General features: G+C 66.8%; 17 protein-coding genes. 13 read left to right on the forward strand and 4 right to left on the reverse strand.

Annotated elements, in window-relative coordinates:
• Positions 1–106: 106 nt before the first annotated feature.
• The 4 genes from ABE473_RS16095 to flgA form a co-directional block, all read right to left on the reverse strand.
• Positions 107–1,330: an ATP-binding protein gene (locus ABE473_RS16095; RefSeq protein WP_179458974.1), complete on the reverse strand. Its 1,224-nt coding sequence runs from the start codon at positions 1,328–1,330 to the stop codon at positions 107–109.
• Positions 1,331–1,415: 85 nt separating this feature from the next.
• Positions 1,416–1,748 (reverse strand): flagellar protein FlgN, encoded by a 333-nt coding sequence (locus ABE473_RS16100; RefSeq protein WP_172407607.1) that lies wholly within the window; start codon positions 1,746–1,748, stop codon positions 1,416–1,418.
• Between the two features lie 2 nt (positions 1,749–1,750).
• Positions 1,751–2,053: a flagellar biosynthesis anti-sigma factor FlgM gene (flgM, locus tag ABE473_RS16105; RefSeq protein WP_319209369.1), complete on the reverse strand. Its 303-nt coding sequence runs from the start codon at positions 2,051–2,053 to the stop codon at positions 1,751–1,753.
• Positions 2,054–2,162: 109 nt separating this feature from the next.
• Positions 2,163–2,810: a flagellar basal body P-ring formation chaperone FlgA gene (flgA, locus tag ABE473_RS16110; RefSeq protein WP_176989009.1), complete on the reverse strand. Its 648-nt coding sequence runs from the start codon at positions 2,808–2,810 to the stop codon at positions 2,163–2,165.
• Between the two features lie 105 nt (positions 2,811–2,915).
• On the opposite strand from flgA, the gene ABE473_RS16115 reads away from it, so the two are divergent.
• The 13 genes from ABE473_RS16115 to ABE473_RS16175 all read left to right on the forward strand — a co-directional run bounded on the left by ABE473_RS16115 (position 2,916) and on the right by ABE473_RS16175 (position 16,041).
• Positions 2,916–3,860, forward strand: a complete 945-nt coding sequence (locus ABE473_RS16115) for a chemotaxis protein (RefSeq protein ID WP_176989010.1) — start codon at positions 2,916–2,918, stop codon at positions 3,858–3,860.
• Between the two features lie 79 nt (positions 3,861–3,939).
• Entirely contained in the window at positions 3,940–4,335 is a 396-nt protein-coding gene (flgB, locus tag ABE473_RS16120; RefSeq protein WP_176989011.1) for a flagellar basal body rod protein FlgB, read from the forward strand.
• Positions 4,336–4,338: 3 nt separating this feature from the next.
• Positions 4,339–4,746: a flagellar basal body rod protein FlgC gene (flgC, locus tag ABE473_RS16125; RefSeq protein ID WP_088435081.1), complete on the forward strand. Its 408-nt coding sequence runs from the start codon at positions 4,339–4,341 to the stop codon at positions 4,744–4,746.
• Between the two features lie 26 nt (positions 4,747–4,772).
• The gene (locus ABE473_RS16130) at positions 4,773–5,459 is read left to right on the forward strand and encodes a flagellar hook capping FlgD N-terminal domain-containing protein (protein ID WP_176989013.1); all 687 of its coding nucleotides are present in this window, start codon (positions 4,773–4,775) and stop codon (positions 5,457–5,459) included.
• A 31-nt stretch (positions 5,460–5,490) separates the two neighbouring features.
• Positions 5,491–6,714, forward strand: a complete 1,224-nt coding sequence (gene flgE / locus ABE473_RS16135; RefSeq protein WP_346490200.1) for a flagellar hook protein FlgE — start codon at positions 5,491–5,493, stop codon at positions 6,712–6,714.
• Positions 6,715–6,746: 32 nt separating this feature from the next.
• Complete coding sequence (locus tag ABE473_RS16140; protein ID WP_176989015.1) at positions 6,747–7,502, forward strand: flagellar basal body rod protein FlgF; 756 nt, start codon at positions 6,747–6,749, stop codon at positions 7,500–7,502.
• 104 nt (positions 7,503–7,606) lie between these two features.
• A complete protein-coding gene (gene flgG / locus ABE473_RS16145) occupies positions 7,607–8,392 on the forward strand; it encodes a flagellar basal-body rod protein FlgG (protein WP_102788470.1) in 786 nt (261 codons plus the stop codon).
• A 22-nt stretch (positions 8,393–8,414) separates the two neighbouring features.
• Positions 8,415–9,107, forward strand: a complete 693-nt coding sequence (gene flgH / locus ABE473_RS16150; protein ID WP_346490201.1) for a flagellar basal body L-ring protein FlgH — start codon at positions 8,415–8,417, stop codon at positions 9,105–9,107.
• A gap of 43 nt (positions 9,108–9,150) precedes the next feature.
• Positions 9,151–10,269, forward strand: a complete 1,119-nt coding sequence (locus tag ABE473_RS16155; protein WP_346479159.1) for a flagellar basal body P-ring protein FlgI — start codon at positions 9,151–9,153, stop codon at positions 10,267–10,269.
• A gap of 1 nt (position 10,270) precedes the next feature.
• Positions 10,271–11,485 (forward strand): flagellar assembly peptidoglycan hydrolase FlgJ, encoded by a 1,215-nt coding sequence (flgJ, locus tag ABE473_RS16160; RefSeq protein WP_346490202.1) that lies wholly within the window; start codon positions 10,271–10,273, stop codon positions 11,483–11,485.
• 8 nt (positions 11,486–11,493) lie between these two features.
• A complete protein-coding gene (gene flgK / locus ABE473_RS16165; RefSeq protein ID WP_346490203.1) occupies positions 11,494–13,374 on the forward strand; it encodes a flagellar hook-associated protein FlgK in 1,881 nt (626 codons plus the stop codon).
• A complete protein-coding gene (gene flgL, locus ABE473_RS16170) occupies positions 13,371–14,573 on the forward strand; it encodes a flagellar hook-associated protein FlgL (protein WP_346490204.1) in 1,203 nt (400 codons plus the stop codon). Before flgK ends, flgL begins: the two co-directional genes overlap by 4 nt.
• Positions 14,574–14,817: 244 nt before the next feature.
• On the forward strand, positions 14,818–16,041 hold the full coding sequence (locus tag ABE473_RS16175; protein WP_346490205.1) for a flagellin: 1,224 nt from the start codon (positions 14,818–14,820) through the stop codon (positions 16,039–16,041).
• Positions 16,042–16,096 lie beyond the last annotated feature (55 nt).

The raw sequence follows: 16,096 nt of genomic DNA on the forward strand, positions 1-16,096 counted from the left end.
GCTCCAGGGGATCTCCGATGCGTGCGAGGAGCCGGCCAGCGGCCGGCACTACCCATGTCTGATCGTTGCGAGGGGCCGGCCAGCGGCCGGCACTACCCGTGTCCGATCAGCGCGGCTGCTTGATCGGCAGCACCAGCCGGAACCGTGAACCCACGCCCGGCGTGCTGTCCAGGTCGATGCGGCCGTGGTGCTTGTTGATGATGCTGTAGGAGATCGACAGGCCCAGCCCGGTGCCGCTGCCGACCGGCTTGGTGGTGAAGAACGGATCGAAGATGCGCTGGCGCAGGTCCGGCGAGATGCCGCCGCCGGTGTCCTCGAACTCCACCCAGACCGTGTCGCCGTCCACCCCGGTGCGCACGTTGATCGTGCCGCGATCGGCGATGGCGTGGCCGGCGTTGAGCAGCAGGTTCATGTAGACCTGGTTCAACTCGGACGGCAGGCACTCCACCAGTGGCAACTGGCCGAACTCGCGGTGCAGGGTCACCTTGTACTTGAGCTCGTTCCAGATGATGTTGATCGTGGATTCCAGGCCCGCATGCAGGTCGACCAGCTTCCACGACTCATCGCGGCCGGAGTACGAGAAGTCCTTCAGGTCGCGAACGATGCGCGTCACCCGCTCGATGCCCTCGCGCGATTCGGCCATCAGCTGCGGCAGATCGCGACTGATGAAGTCGATGTCGAAGCGTTGGCGGATGTCGTCGATCTCCGGGATCAGCGCCTTCGGGTCCGGCGCACGCAGGGCCCGCTCGTAGGCTTCGATCACGGTGAACAGGCTGCGCAGGTACTCCTGCAGGCTGCCCAGGTTGGAGTGCACGTAACCGATCGGGTTGTTGATCTCGTGCGCCACGCCCGCGGCGAGCTGGCCGATCGAGGCCATCTTCTCTGACTGCAGCAGCTTTTCCTGGGTGCCGTTGAGGCGCAGGTAGGCCTGGCGAAGCTCGGCATGGCGCTGCTGCAGCTCGCGCTCGTAGTCTTCCTGGCCTTCGATGCGCCGGAACAGCGCCAGATAATGCCGCTGGCCGCCATCGTCGTGATGGTAGACATGCGCGATGACCATCCGCTCGCCGACCGGCAGGCTGCCGTTCCAGTGGCCGTTGAGGCGCGCCTGTTCCAGCGCGTCGGGCGGCAGCAGTTGGCGCAGCCATTGCGCCGGGGTCAGCTCGGCGTCGCGTTCGTCCTGGCCGAGGATTTCGCTGACCGCGGCGTTGGCCAGGGCCACGCTGCCATCCTCGCGGAACAGCAGCACGCCCTCCTTGATCCGTTCAAACAGGGCAAGCAGGACCGGATGCGGGGGCAGCGGCGCGGTGACAAGGGCGGAAGTTACGGTCACGGTCACATCGAGGCAGCAGGAAACAGGCGCTCAATATACGCGGTGACGTTCACATCGGCAGCCCGGGGCCGCCAGACGGGGGAGATCAGGCGACCGCGAGCGGCCGCCGGGTGTTGAGCGTATGCGACTGGCCTTTGGCATCGTACGCCGCCGCATCTTCGCTGCGGCCGAGCTGGCGCAGCGCCCAGTTGACCTCGCGGCGGCGCCGGGACAGCAGCACGCCGTTGGCGCGGTTGCGCTCGGCCAGCTCCTGCACGCGCTCGGCCTGGCCGAGCGGCAGGGCCGCCTCGAGGGCCCGCAGGGCCTCCAGCTTGGCGCCCGTCGCGCGGATCAGGGCCTGCACATCATGCTCGACCAATGCCTGGCGTTCGACGTCCAGGGCATCGCTGAGGCGCTGCAGCGGCTCGCTCATCGCCAGCGTCATCCCTGCAGCTGCTGGTCCAGCTCAAGCATGCGCGACGCGATCGCGTCGGGGTTGATCTTGTAGGTGCCGTTCTGCAGCGAATCGCGCACAGCCTGGACACGGGCCGCGTCGATCGCCGGGGCGGTGGACAGTTCGCGCTGCATCGCCTGCAGGCTGGTGGCTTCGCCGGTCAGGCGCAGGCTGTCAGCGGCTTCCACCGGGCGGGCCGGTGCATCGGTGCTGACGCTCGGCTTGGTGCCCGGAGCGACGCTGCGCAGATGGGCGGTGGCCTGCAGGTTGCCGTCGATTTTCTGGCTCATGGAGTTGTCCTGGGAATGCGGTTCACAAGGGATAACGGCCGGTCGGGCGCCATCTTTAGGGGAATATTGCAGGTTTTACGGGAAATGTGGCCCGTATTCACAATAGTGTTCAGCGCGTCACTAAAACGTCACCACTGGCCGCGACGGTGCCCTGCACGATCTTGCGCGAGGAAAGGTTCTCGACCGAGACCCGCTCGTTCTCGCCGGCATCGGCCATGGCGCGGCCGGCAACCCGGACCTCCACCCCGCCCCGCCGCGACACCAGCGCGACACTGTCGCCCCGGCGCACCAGCCGCTGCGCGACCAGGTCATTGGCCGAGAGCAGACTGCCGGCGCTGAGGGTCCTGCGTGCCACGCGGCCGACGGCGGCGGCCGGATCGGCCAACGCAGCACCGGCGATCCGGGCCGCATCACGCTGGCCTGTCGTGATATCGGCCGCCGACAGGGTTTCTCCAGCGGCGACGCCCCGGTTGAGAATGAGCACGGTCTGGTTGCGGCGCACCTTTACCGGCACGAACAGGCGCCAGCCGCCCGCATCGGGGCAGCTGACCTCCACGGTACTGGTGCCGGTCGGCTGGGCTGCCAGCGGCTGGCCACAGGCGGGCAGGCGCAGGGCCGAGTCCAGCGTGGTGTCGCCTTCACTGCCGGCCGGCAAGGTGCCCAGCGCCGCCTGGCGGATGCTGTCCACCGGCTGCCAGGCACCGGCGGCCCAGGCGGGTGCCGCCAGCAGCAGCGCGGCAAAGACAAGAGAACGCATGGGCACTCCAAGGGCAAGGAACATGCGCAGCACGATGCAAGCCCTATGCCGAGCCGTCGTGCACGCCGCGCTCAAGTCATCGCCACCGCCGCCGATACCAAGCCCATGTCCCATGACCTGCTCAACCGCATCGACCAGCGTACGCGACTGGCCGGCCACAATCGTCTGGCCCTGCTGCTGTTCCGGCTGGGTGGACGTCAGCTTTTTGGCGTGAATGTCTTCAAGGTGCAGGAAGTCCTGCGCCGTCCGGGCCTGTTCCAGGTCCCCGGGCTGCCCAGCCAGTTCGCCGGTGTGGCCGATGTACGTGGCCGTTCGGTGCCGGTGCTGGACCTGGGCCTGGCGATCGGCCACCCCGAGCGTGAGCCCGATGCCGACAAGGCGCCGGGCTACCTGGTGGTGACCGAGTTCAACCGCTCGATCCAGGGTTTCCTGGTCAGCGGTGTGGAACGCATCGTCAACATCGCGGTGGAGGACATCCATCCGCCGCCGGAGCTGGGCGCTGAATCGAGCTACCTGACCGCGGTCACCCGCTTCCAGGGCGAACTGATCCAGGTGATCGACGTGGAAAGCGTGCTGGCCGACATCGCCGAGATCCGCGGCGAGGCGGTGCTGGACCCCTCGATGGCCCTGCCCGCCGATGCTCCGCCGATGCAGGTGCTGGTGGTGGACGACTCGCGCGTGGCCCGCCAGCAGATCCGCAGCGTGCTCGACCAGCTGGGGGTCGGGGCGACCCTGCTCTCGGACGGCAAGCAGGCGCTGGACCACCTGCTGCAGATCCACGCGTCGGGCGAAAACCCCGCCGAGCGCTACGCCATGGTGATCTCCGATATCGAGATGCCGGCGATGGACGGCTACACCCTGACGACGGAAATCCGGCGTCACCCGGGCCTGGCCGGCCTGTACGTGCTGCTGCACACCTCCCTGTCGGGCGTGTTCAACAACGCGATGGTCGAGCGGGTCGGTGCGAACGCCTTCGTGGCCAAGTACTCCCCGCATGAGCTGGCGGACTTCCTGCTGGACCGCCTGCGCAAGGTGGCGATGGCGGCGTAACACGCCGCCGCGGACCGGCCCGCCGCCCATCTGGCACGCCGCTTGCACTGCCCCAGGCATCGTCCCGTGGGAGTGCGTCATGCCCAATCTGATTTCGAACTATCTGGGTGTCCATGCCCAGGCCATGCCGTTGCGCGAGCAGCGGATGAAGCTGATCGCCAGCAACCTGAGCAACGCCGACACCCCCGGGTACAAGGCCCAGGACCTGGACTTCGATGCCGCCCTGCGCAATGCCCAGGGACTGGATGCCAATGGTCTGATGAAGACCACCAGCGAGAAGCACTATGAGATCGGCGGCGGGTTGAACCCGTTCCAGATCGCCAAGGACGGCGTGCAGCCGAGCATCGACGGCAACACCGTCGACCCGGATGCCGAACGTGCCGCCTACGGCCGCGCCGCGCTGGAATACCGCGCTTCGCTGAGCTTCGTCGAATCCAAGGTGCGCTCCATGCTCACCGCGATCACGGGGCAATAAGCCATGAGCAACCTGCCCATCTTCGATATCGCCGGCTCCGCGCTGCAGGCGCAGTCCGTGCGCATGAGCACCATCGCCTCCAACCTTTCCAACGCCGACACCGTCGCCGGCTCGGCCGATGCCGTCTACAAGCCGCTGGAGCCGATCTTCCAGTCGGTGACCAGCCGCACCGACCCGAACATCACCACGGTGCAGGTCAAGGAAATCAGCCAGAGCAATGCCGCGCCGATCCAGCGCTACGAGCCCGGCCACCCGCTGGCCGATGCCGACGGCTACATCTACCAGCCCGACGTGGACCCGGTCGCGCAGATGGTCAACCTGATCTCGACCTCGCGCAATTACCAGGCGGGCGTGGAAATGCTGACCACCGCCAAGGAACTGGCGCTGGCCACGCTGACCATGGGTCGCTGACCCTCTTACCGCAGGAATCCACTCCCATGAGCAGCACCAACGGCGTTGGCCAGAACAGCAGCGACATCTACACCGCGCTGGGCCTGAACGCACCCAACAGCGATACCAGCAAGAAGAAGAGCACCCTGGACCAGGCCGATTTCATGCGCCTGATGACCGAGCAGCTGCGCCACCAGGATCCGCTCAAGCCGATGGACAACACCCAGATGGTCGCGCAGATGGCGCAGCTGTCGCAGGTCCAGGGCATCACCGACCTCAACAACACGGTCAAGGGCTTCCAGGATTCGATGTCCAGCGACCAGATCCTGCGCGGCGCGGCCCTGGTCGGCCACGAAGTGCTGGTGCCGTCGGAGAAGCTCGCGCTGGAGAAGGAAGGCGATGTCACCGGCATGGTCGCCGCGCCCGGCGCCGGCTTCGTGACGGTGGACATCACCGACGCCAACGGCGTCAAGGTCAACCAGATCAGCGTGGAAGCCAAGGCCTCCGGCGAAGTCACCTTCGACTGGGACGGCAAGGATGCCAACGGCAACCGCATGGCCGAAGGCACCTACACCATCGCCGCCTCGCACACTGATACCGCCGGCACCAAGACCAAGCTCAACACCTACGTGCAGGCCCCGGTGGAGAGCGTCACGGTCGGCACGGACGGCCTGTACCTCAACCTCAAGGGTCTGGGCACGGCCCCGATCGACTACGTGCTCCGCATCAGCTGAGCCGCCCCACCCGCATCCACAGGAGCATCCCATGGGCTTCAACGTCTCGTTGTCCGGCATCAACGCAGCCAATGCCGATCTGAACGTCACCGCGAACAACATCGCCAACGTCAACACCACCGGCTTCAAGCAGTCGCGCGCCGAGTTCGCCGATCTGTTCTCGGCCACCAGCTACGGCCTCTCCAAGAATGCGGTCGGCTCGGGCGTGCGCCTGACCAACGTCGCCCAGCAGTTCTCGCAGGGCAACAACGAACAGACCGGACGCAGCCTGGACATGGCCATTTCCGGTGAGGGCTTCTTCACCCTGAACATGAACGGTGCGCGCGTGTACTCGCGTGCCGGCAACTTCCAGACCGACCAGGCCGGTTATGTGACCAACCCGCAGGGTGCGCGCCTGCAGGTGTTCGCGCCCAACGCCGACGGCACCAACTTCGATGCCGGCCGCCTGACCGACCTGCAGCTGCTGACCACCGACAGCCCGCCCAAGCAGACCGGCAAGGTCGATGTCAGCTTCACCCTGCCGGCCAACGCCAAGGAACCGACGGTCCAGAACTTCGACCCGACCGATTCCAACAGCTACAACCACTCAACCGGCGGCATCACCGTGTATGACTCGCTGGGCGTGAGCCACACCCAGACCTCGTACTTCGTGAAGACCGGCAACCCGAACGAGTGGCAGGTCTACAACTATGTGGACGGCAAGGCGGCCGGCACCCCGACCACGCTGCAGTTCTCCGACGGCGGCGCACTGACCAGCCCGGCGAACGGCCAGATCGTGATGGATCCGTTCACCCCGACCACCGGCGCCGGCGTGCTGTCGATGTCGCTGAACCTGAGTGGCTCGACCCAGTACGGGGAGAAGTTCGCGCTGCGCAACACCCAGCAGGACGGCTACGCGGCGGGCAAGCTCAACGAGATCACCGTCTCCGAAGAAGGCATCGTCTACGCGCGCTACTCCAACGGCGACGACAAGCCGCTGGGCCAGGTCGCGCTGACCACCTTCAACAACGCGCAGGGCCTGGAAGCCAAGGGCAACAACCTGTGGACCGAGAGCTTCGCCTCCGGCACGCCGCGCACCGGTTCGCCGGACAGCTCCAACCTGGGCAAGATCCAGGCCGGTTCGCTGGAAGCCTCGACGGTCGACCTGACCGAGCAGCTGGTCAACATGATCACCGCCCAGCGCAACTTCCAGGCCAACTCGCAGATGGTCTCCACGCAGGACCAGATCACCCAGACCATCATCAACCTGCGTTGATGAGCCACTGACCGCAACACGGGAAAACACCGATGGACAAGGCACTCTACGTCGCGATGACCGGTGCACGTGCGTCCCTGCAGGCGCAGGGCACGCTGTCGCACAACCTGGCCAACACCGACACCCCCGGCTTCAAGGAGGCGCTCGCCAATACCGAGGCCTTCCCGATCAAGGGGACCGGCTACGCCTCGCGCGTGGATGCCCTGCACGTGGACGCCGGCTTCAACCGGCGCATGGGCGCCCAGCAGATCACCGGCAACCCGCTGGATCTGTCCCTGCAGGCCGGCAACTGGCTGGCCGTGCAGGCGCCCGGCGCCAATGGCGGCGAGGCGTATACCCGCGGTGCGGCCCTCTCGATCACGCCCAATGGCCAGCTGGTGACCGCCGGCGGCCATCCGGTCCTGGATGAGAACAGCAACCCGATCGCGATCCCGCCGCACCAGGCGATGGACATCGGCAACGACGGCACGATCTCGATCATTCCGCTGGGCGAAGGCCCGCAGACGATGGCCAACATCGGCCGCATCCGCGTGGTGCAGGCCGAGGATGCGCGGCTGGAGCGCGGCCTGGACGGGCTGATGCGCAACACCGACCCGCAGCAGGCGTTCGTGCAGGCCCAGGGCAAGTCGCTGGAAAGCGGCCAGCTGGAAGGCAGCAACGTCGATGCGGCCGGTGCGCTGGTGCAGATGATCCAGCTGCAGCGCCAGTACGAAATGCAGGTGAAGGTGATCAAGCACGGCGACGACAACGCCCGCAGCGCCAACAGTCTGCTGCGCCTCGGCAGCTGATCGCCCCGGTGACGTAATCCCGGCGCAGTTGTGGCACGCGCCATGCATTGCCCTTCGCAAGGGCCGCACCACGCGGCCATCCGCTACAACACAGGAATGACGCCATGAACCAGGCATTGTGGATCGCCAAGACCGGACTGGATGCGCAGCAGACGCGCATGTCGGTGGTTTCCAACAACCTCGCCAACACCAACACCACCGGTTTCAAGCAGGACCGTGCCAGCTTCGAAGACCTGCTGTACCAGCAGGTCCGTCAGCCGGGCGGTGCCTCGTCGGCGCAGACCCAGCTTCCCTCGGGCCTGCAGCTGGGTACCGGTGTGCGCGTGGTGGCCACCTCCAAGAATTTCGAGCAGGGCAGCCAGCAGCAGACCGGCCGCGCGCTGGATGTGATGGTCAATGGCCGCGGCTTCTTTGAAGTACAGATGCCGGACGGTTCCTCGGCGTACACGCGCGATGGCTCGTTCCAGCGCAACCAGGATGGCGAGCTGGTCACCAACAGCGGCTACCCGGTGCAGCCGGGCATCCAGATTCCCGAAGGCGCCCAGTCGCTCACCATCGGCACCGACGGCACCATCAGCGTGAAGATGGCCGATGACGCCGCCTCGGTGGAAATCGGCGCGTTGACCCTGACCGACTTCGTCAATCCGGCCGGCCTGCAGGCCCGTGGTGAAAACCTGTTCCTGGAAACCACCGCCTCCGGCCCCGCGCAGAACGGCAATCCCGGCCTCAACGGCCTGGGCACCGTGGTGCAGGGCGCGCTGGAAGGCAGCAACGTCAACGTGGTGGAAGAGCTGGTCTCGATGATCGAAACCCAGCGCGCCTACGAAATGAACGCCAAGGCGATCTCCACCACCGACGCGATGCTCGGCTATCTCAACCAGAACGTCTGATCGGTCGACCCGGGAACCTGCCATGTCGCGTCTTGCCCCTACCCTCCGCCTGCTCGCCGCCGCCGCAATCGTCGCCACCTTGAGTGGCTGCGTGATCGCCGGCGATGTGCGTCCCTACCCGGCCATGGCCCCGGTCGAACCGGTCATGCCGCCGTCGGCCCAGGCCACGGCCGGCGCGATCTACGCCGCCGGCCCGGGCCTGCAGCTGTACTCGGACCGTCGCGCACGCGATGTCGGTGACCTGCTCACGATCACCCTGACCGAGAACACCACCGCGCAGACCACCGCCAACACCTCCACCTCGAAAGAGTCGGAGCTGAGCATCGGCACGCCGACGATCTTCGGTGCACCGGTGACGCTGGGCGGCAAGGACATCCTCAGCGCCAGCGCCGCCGGTTCGCGCGATTTCACCGGCAAGGGCACCAGCGCGCAGAGCAACCGCCTGCAGGGCAGCGTGACCGTCACCGTGATCCAGCGCCTGCCCAACGGCAACCTCGTCGTGCAGGGCGCCAAGAACCTGCGCCTGAACCGTGGCGATGAGCTGGTGCAGGTGCAGGGCATCGTGCGTGCGGCGGACATCTTCCCGGACAACACCATTCCCTCCAGCCGTGTTGCCGATGCCCGCATCGTCTACGGCGGCCGCGGCGCGATCGCCCAATCCAATGCGATGGGCTGGTTGAGCCGCTTCTTCAACTCGGCGTTGTCGCCGTACTGAGCCTGACATGACTTTCTTCCTCTCCCTGTTCGGGCAGCGACGCATGGTGTCGCGCTACAACACGACGCGGGCGGTGCTGGCGCTGCTGGCCGTGTTCGCGCTGGCTGCGCCTGCTTCCGCCGAGCGCATCAAGGATCTCGCCCAGGTCGGCGGCGTGCGCGGCAACGCGCTGGTCGGGTACGGCCTGGTGGTCGGCCTGGATGGCAGCGGCGACCGCACCAGCCAGGCGCCCTTCACCGTGCAGAGCCTGAAGAACCTGCTCGGCGAACTGGGCGTCAATGTGCCGGCCAACGTCAATCCACAGCTGAAGAACGTGGCGGCCGTGGCCATCCACGCCGAACTGCCGCCCTTCGCCAAACCGGGCCAGCCGATCGACATCACCGTCTCCTCGGTGGGCAACGCGGTCTCGCTGCGCGGTGGCTCGCTGCTGATGGCGCCGCTGCGCGGTGCCGACGGGCAGGTCTATGCCATCGCACAAGGCAACCTGATCGTCGGCGGCTTCGGCGTGCAGGGCAAGGATGGCTCGCGAGTCTCGGTCAACGTGCCCAGCGTCGGCCGCATTCCCAACGGCGCCACCGTGGAGCGCGCCCTGCCGGATGTGTTCAGCGGCGGCGGCGACATCACCCTGAACCTGCACAAGAACGACTTCACCACGGTCTCGCGGATGGTGGCGGCGTTGAACAATGCCTTTGGCGACGGTGCTGCGCGCGCCATCGATGGCGTCACCGTGTCGGTGCAGTCGCCATCCGATCCGGGCGCCCGCATCGGTCTGCTGGCCCGTATCGAAAACCTGGAGCTCACGCCCGGCAGCGCGCCGGCCAAGGTGGTGGTCAACTCGCGGACCGGCACCGTGGTCATCGGTTCGCAGGTGCGCGTCGGCGCGGCCGCGATCTCGCACGGCTCGCTGACGGTGACCATCAACGAGAACCTCAACGTCAGCCAGCCGGGTGCGTTCAGCGGTGGCCAGACGGCGGTCACGCCACAGTCGACCATCACCGCGACCAACGATGGCAGCCGCATGTTCAAGTTCAACGGCGGCACCACCCTGGATGAAATCGTGCACGCGGTGAATGCCGTGGGCGCCGCACCGGGCGATCTGATCGCCATCCTGGAAGCCCTCAAGCAGGCCGGCGCGCTCAGCGCCGAACTCGAGGTGATCTGATATGCGCATCCAACCGGCCCTGGAACTCAATCCCGCCCAGCCCAACAGCCCGGCCAAGGTCGACAAGGTCGCCCGCCAGCTGGAGGGCCAGTTCGCGCAGATGCTGATCAAGAGCATGCGCGAGGCGAGCTTCGGCGATTCGCTGTTCCCCGGCGAAAACACCATGTTCCGCGAGATGTACGACCAGAAGATCGCCGACGCGATGACCCGCGGCCGTGGCCTCGGCCTGTCGAGCATGATCGCGCGCCAGTTGGGCGGCGCCGAAGGCGACGCGGCCAAGCCGGTCAACACCACGCTCAACCCGGCCGCCGCGCTGCGCGCCTACCGCCTCAATGCACCGGCCGCGGCCATGCCGCTGCCGGCCAGCGCCGCACCGTCGATGCCGCGCGAGGTCGACCTGCTGCAGCAGCTGGGTGGCGGTGAGCCTTCCGCCGTGCTGCAGCCGATGGAACGCGCGCTGGACCTGATTGCCGGCCGGGAAAGCAGCCAGATGCATGAGGCCATCGGCCGCAATGATCCGTACGCGGCAGTCACGGAGACCGATCCGGCCGCGACCGACTGGGCGATGGCCGATGACCGCTGGAGCGGCGTCAACCGCCCCGCGGCGGCCGGTCCCAGTGCGGTCGACAACCTGGCCGCCTCCACCGCGGCCGCCGAACTCGGTCCGCATACCCCGGCCGGCTTCGTCGCCAGCATCTGGGGACACGCCCAGCAGGCCGCGCGCGAACTGGGCGTGGATGCCAAGGCGCTGGTCGCCCAGGCCGCACTGGAAACCGGCTGGGGCCGCAAGCTGGTCCGCCGCAGTGGTGGCGACAGTTCGCACAACCTGTTCGGGATCAAGGCCAATGGCTGGCAGGGCGAGCGCGCCACCAGTGGCACGCATGAGTACGTCAACGGCGTGCGCCGCAACGAAACCGCGAGCTTCCGCGCCTACAACTCGGTGGGTGAGAGCTTCGCCGACTACGTGCGCCTGCTGAAAACCAGCCCGCGCTACCAGAACGCGCTGCAGGCCGGCAGCGACGTGCGCAGCTTCGCCCAAGGGCTGCAGCGCGCCGGCTATGCCACCGACCCGACCTACGCAGCCAAGATCGCCGCGATCGCCGGCGGCCCGACCATCGAGCGCGCCGTCGCCGCGGTGAGCGACGCCGGCCAGCGCCTGGGCCGCACTTTTGCCAGCACCGCCAGCCCGACCGGGCTGGGTGTCATCCGTCGTTGAGGTAATCCATGTCCAGCGTACTCTCCACCGGCACCAGCGCCCTGCTCGCCTTCCAGCGGGCGCTGGCGACCACCAGCCATAACGTCGCCAACATCAAAACGCCGGGCTACAGCCGGCAGAAGGTGGACTTCGCCACGGCCGACCCGCAGAACTACGGGTACGGCGACGTGGGCAATGGCACCCGCATCACCGATGTCCGCCGCGTCGCCGATCAGCTGGCGATCTCGCGGCTGCTCGATGGCAGCGGTGAACTGGCGCGCCTGAAGCAGCTCTCCACCATGGCCGACCGTGTCGATGCGATGTTCTCGGACAAAGCCACCAACGTCACCGGGGTCTGGTCGAACTTCTTCGATTCGGTCAGCGGGCTCTCCTCCAATGCCTCCGGCAGCGCCGACCGGCAGAACATGCTGGACAGCGGCAAGACCCTGGCCAACCGCTTCCAGCAGCTCAATACCCAGCTCAACAACCTCAACGGTGAGGTCAACAACGGCCTGATCGCCGGTGCCACCGAGATCAACCGGCTGGCCCAGGAAATCGCCCAGCTCAACGGCGCGATCGGCGGCAATGCCGCGACCGCCGCACCGGACCTGCTCGACCGCCGCGACCAGCTGATCGCCAATCTCGTCGGCTACACCGGCGGCACCGCGGTGATGCAGGACGGCGGGCTGATGAACGTCTACACCGCCGGTGGCCAGGCGCTGGTGGTTGGCACCACGGCCTCCAAGGTCACCACCGTGACCGACCCCTACCAGCCCGAACGGCTGCAGCTGGCGCTGGAAAGCCAGGGCCAGAAGATCACCATCGAGGGCAAGACGCTCGGCGGCCAGATCGGCGGCCTGCTGGAGTTCCGCGACACGGTGCTGACCCCGGCCCAGGCCGAGCTGGGCAAGCTGGCGATCGGCATGGCCAGCAGCTTCAATGATGTCCACCGCCAGGGCGCGGATCTGTACGGCAACATGGGCGGTGACTTCTTCACCATCGGGAACCCGCGCATCACCGCCAACAGCGCCAACACCGGCACGGCCAGCATGAGCGCCAGCTTCGGTGATCTGTCCAAGCTGGACGGCCAGAACATCGTGATGAAGTTCGATGGCATCCAGTGGCAGGCCACCCGCGCCGACACCGGCGCCAGCATTCCGATGACCGGCAGCGGCACCGCGGCCGACCCGCTGGTCCTCAACGGCGTCTCGCTGGTCATGAGCGGCACCCCGGCCAAGGATGATCGATTCCTGCTGCAGCCCACCGCAGGCGTGGCCGGCGGCATGGAAGTGGCGATCACCGACACCTCCCGCATCGCCGCCGCCGCACCGATCAAGGGCACCGCCGCGATGGCCAACACCGGCAGCGGCAAGCTGACCGGCGTCAAGGTGACCGACCCCGACAACGCCGCGCTGCGCAATCCGGCGGCGATCGTGTTCACCAGTGCCACCGAATACACCATCGACGGCGTCGGCCCGCACACCTACACCGCCGGCCAGACCATCACCGCGAACGGCTGGAGCTTCGTCCTGGATGGCGCGCCCAAGCTGGGCGACACGTTCAACATCGGGCCGACCCCGGCCGGCTCCTCGGACAACAGCAACGCCCTGCTGCTGGCCAAGGTCGAGCAGGCCAAGACCTTCAATGACGGCACGGTCACACTCAGTGGCGCGCTGGGCGGCCTGACCACCCAGGTCGGCGCGGCCGCCCGGTCCGCCGAGTATTCCCTGCAGGCACAGCAGGTGATCACCGACCAGGCCCAGGCCGCACGCGACTCGATCTCCGGCGTGAACCTGGATGAAGAGGCCTCGGACATGCTCCGCCTGCAGCAGGCCTACCAGGCCGCCTCGCAGCTGATCTCCACGGCCGACAACATGTTCCAGACCATCCTCGGAGCCGTCTCGCGATGAACAACCGCATTTCCACCGGGATGATGTTCAATCAGTCGGTGTCCCTGATGCTCGCCTCGCAGGCGAAGATGAGCCACCTCGAGCGCCAGATCGCCACCGGCAGCAAGATCGTGTCGGCCAAGGACGATCCGGTCTCGGCCGGCAGCGCAGTGGGGCTGGACCGTACCCTGGCCTCGCTGGACCGCATGCAGCTCAACGCCGGCAACGTGCAGAACCGGCTGGGCCTGCAGGAAAACGCGCTGGCCCAGGTCGGCGACATGATGGGCCGCATCACCGAGCTGACCATCTACGCCAACAACCCCGGGCTGGCCGCGGCCGACAAGCAGTCGCTGGTCACGGAAATCGAGGCGATCCGCGGCAATCTGCTCGCGGTGGCCAACAGTACCGACGGCACCGGCCGCTATCTGTTCGGTGGTACGGATGATGGCAGCCCGCCGTTCAGCCAGGTCGATGGTCGCGTCGTCTACAACGGCGACCAGAACCAGCGCCAGGTCGAAGTCGGTCCGGACACGTACGTGCAGGATGCCCTGCCCGGCAGCGAGATTTTCATGCGCATCGTCACCGGCGACGGGCATGTGGACGGCAAGGCGGGCGTCGGCAATACCGGCAAGGGCGTGCTGACCAACGTCACCCGCGACAGCGATGGCAGCTGGAACGGCGAAGGTTTCAGCGTGCGCTTCACCGCCGCCGATGCCTACGACCTGCTCGATGCCGGCGGCAACGTGGTGTCCAGCGGCACCCTGAAAGCCGGCGACGACGTGGTGGTCAACGGCGTGCGCCTGCATATCGACGGTGCGCCGGCGGCGGGTGACACCTTCGAGGTCAGCCCGGCCGCCAGCCGCGACATCTTCGGCACGCTGGATTCACTGATCGGCGCACTCAAGATGGACACCGGCACCCCCGCCCAGCAGGCGGCCCAGCAGAACCTGCTGCAGAGCGGCCTGCGCGACGTGGCCCGTGCCTCCGAGCGCATGATCGACTCACGCGCCGCCGGCGGTGCCCAGCTCAAGGCGCTGGACAACGCGTCCGACATGCGCGAATCGAACGTGGTCACGCTCAAGACCACGCTCTCGCAGATGCGCGACCTGGACTACGCGGACGCACTGAGCCAGTACCAGCTGGAGAAGACCGCCCTGCAGGCGGCCCAGACCCTGTTCTCGCAGATGCAGTCGATGTCGCTGTTCAACATGATCCGCTGACCCCCCCCTACAACCCGGGTTGGCCTGAAGGCCGCGATGCTTTGAGCATCGCGGCCTTTTTGCGTTCTGGGGCGTGAAATCGGCCCGCCTCCGCCTCCCCCGCAAATCCGCTTGAATCTCTGCCTAAAGGTTGTTGACAAAGCGCCGTTATTGATTTGGCAACAGCGAAGCACACAGCCAAAAACAAAAAAACGGCGGCGCTTCGTTCCATTCACCACCGGGATTCCATTAAGGGAGACGACCCATGGCACAGGTAATCAACACCAATACGATGTCGCTCAACGCTCAGCGCAACCTGAGCACCAGCGGCAACTCGCTCGCTACCACCATCCAGCGCCTGTCGTCGGGCCTGCGCATCAACAGCGCGAAAGACGACGCCGCCGGCCTGGCCATCAGCGAGCGCTTCGGCACCCAGATCCGCGGCACCGATGTCGCGATCCGCAATGCCAATGACGGCATCTCGCTGGCCCAGGTCGCCGAAGGCTCCCTGAGCGAAATCGGCAACAACCTGCAGCGCGTCCGCGAACTGGCCGTGCAGGCCTCCAACGCGACCAACTCCGCCAGCGACCGCAAGGCCCTGCAGGCCGAAGTGACCCAGCTGGTCAGCGAAATCGACCGCGTCGCCAAGCAGTCCGACTTCAACGGCACCAAGCTGCTGGACGGCAGCTTCACCAGCCAGCTGTTCCAGGTGGGTGCTAACGCCGGTCAGGCAATTGCGATCAACAGTGTGGTGGATGCAAAGGCAGAGTCGCTGGGGGCCACCACGTTTGTCGACGCTGGCAGCATCACGCTCGACAACGCGCGGGTGACCGCCGCCGCTGGCAAGATCGAAGGTCTGAGCGTGGGTGGCATCAACATCGGAAACGTGGAGTTCGACTACACAACGCCGGCCGGCACGGCGGACGAAATCACGGCGATCGAAGCAAAGAACCTGGACAACGCCACCAAAGCAATGATGGGCGCCATCAACGGCAAGCTGAGCGAAACCGGTCTGCATGCTGCGCAGGAGACGACCCCGGCAGGTTTGGTAACTCCCGGCGCCATCACACTGACCTCGGTGAAGGCGGATAACAAGACTACGGATGTCGCCGTCACCCTGGCCGGCGCCCCGCCGGTTGAGCTGAACACCCCCGCGGACGGTGCTGCCGCATCCCACGTCGCCGACATCAAGATCGATACGGTGGCAGGCGCCCAGCAGGCCTTGGAAATTGTCGACAAGGCACTGGAATCGGTCAACAGCGTCCGCGCCGACCTCGGCGCGATCCAGAACCGCTTCACCTCGGTGGTGGCCAACCTGCAGACCTCCTCGGAGAACCTGTCGGCCTCCCGCAGCCGGATCCGCGACACGGACTTCGCCAAGGAAACGGCTGAATTGACCCGCACCCAGATCCTGCAGCAGGCCGGCACCGCCATGCTGGCCCAGGCCAACCAGGTTCCCCAGAACGTGCTCAGCCTGTTGCAGCGCTGACATGCGACGCTCCTGAAGCACGTCAGGAGCGGCTAACCCAACTCACGTGCAACTG

This window comes from Stenotrophomonas sp. TWI700, from assembly GCF_039673645.1.
Taxonomy (GTDB): domain Bacteria; phylum Pseudomonadota; class Gammaproteobacteria; order Xanthomonadales; family Xanthomonadaceae; genus Stenotrophomonas; species Stenotrophomonas maltophilia_AA.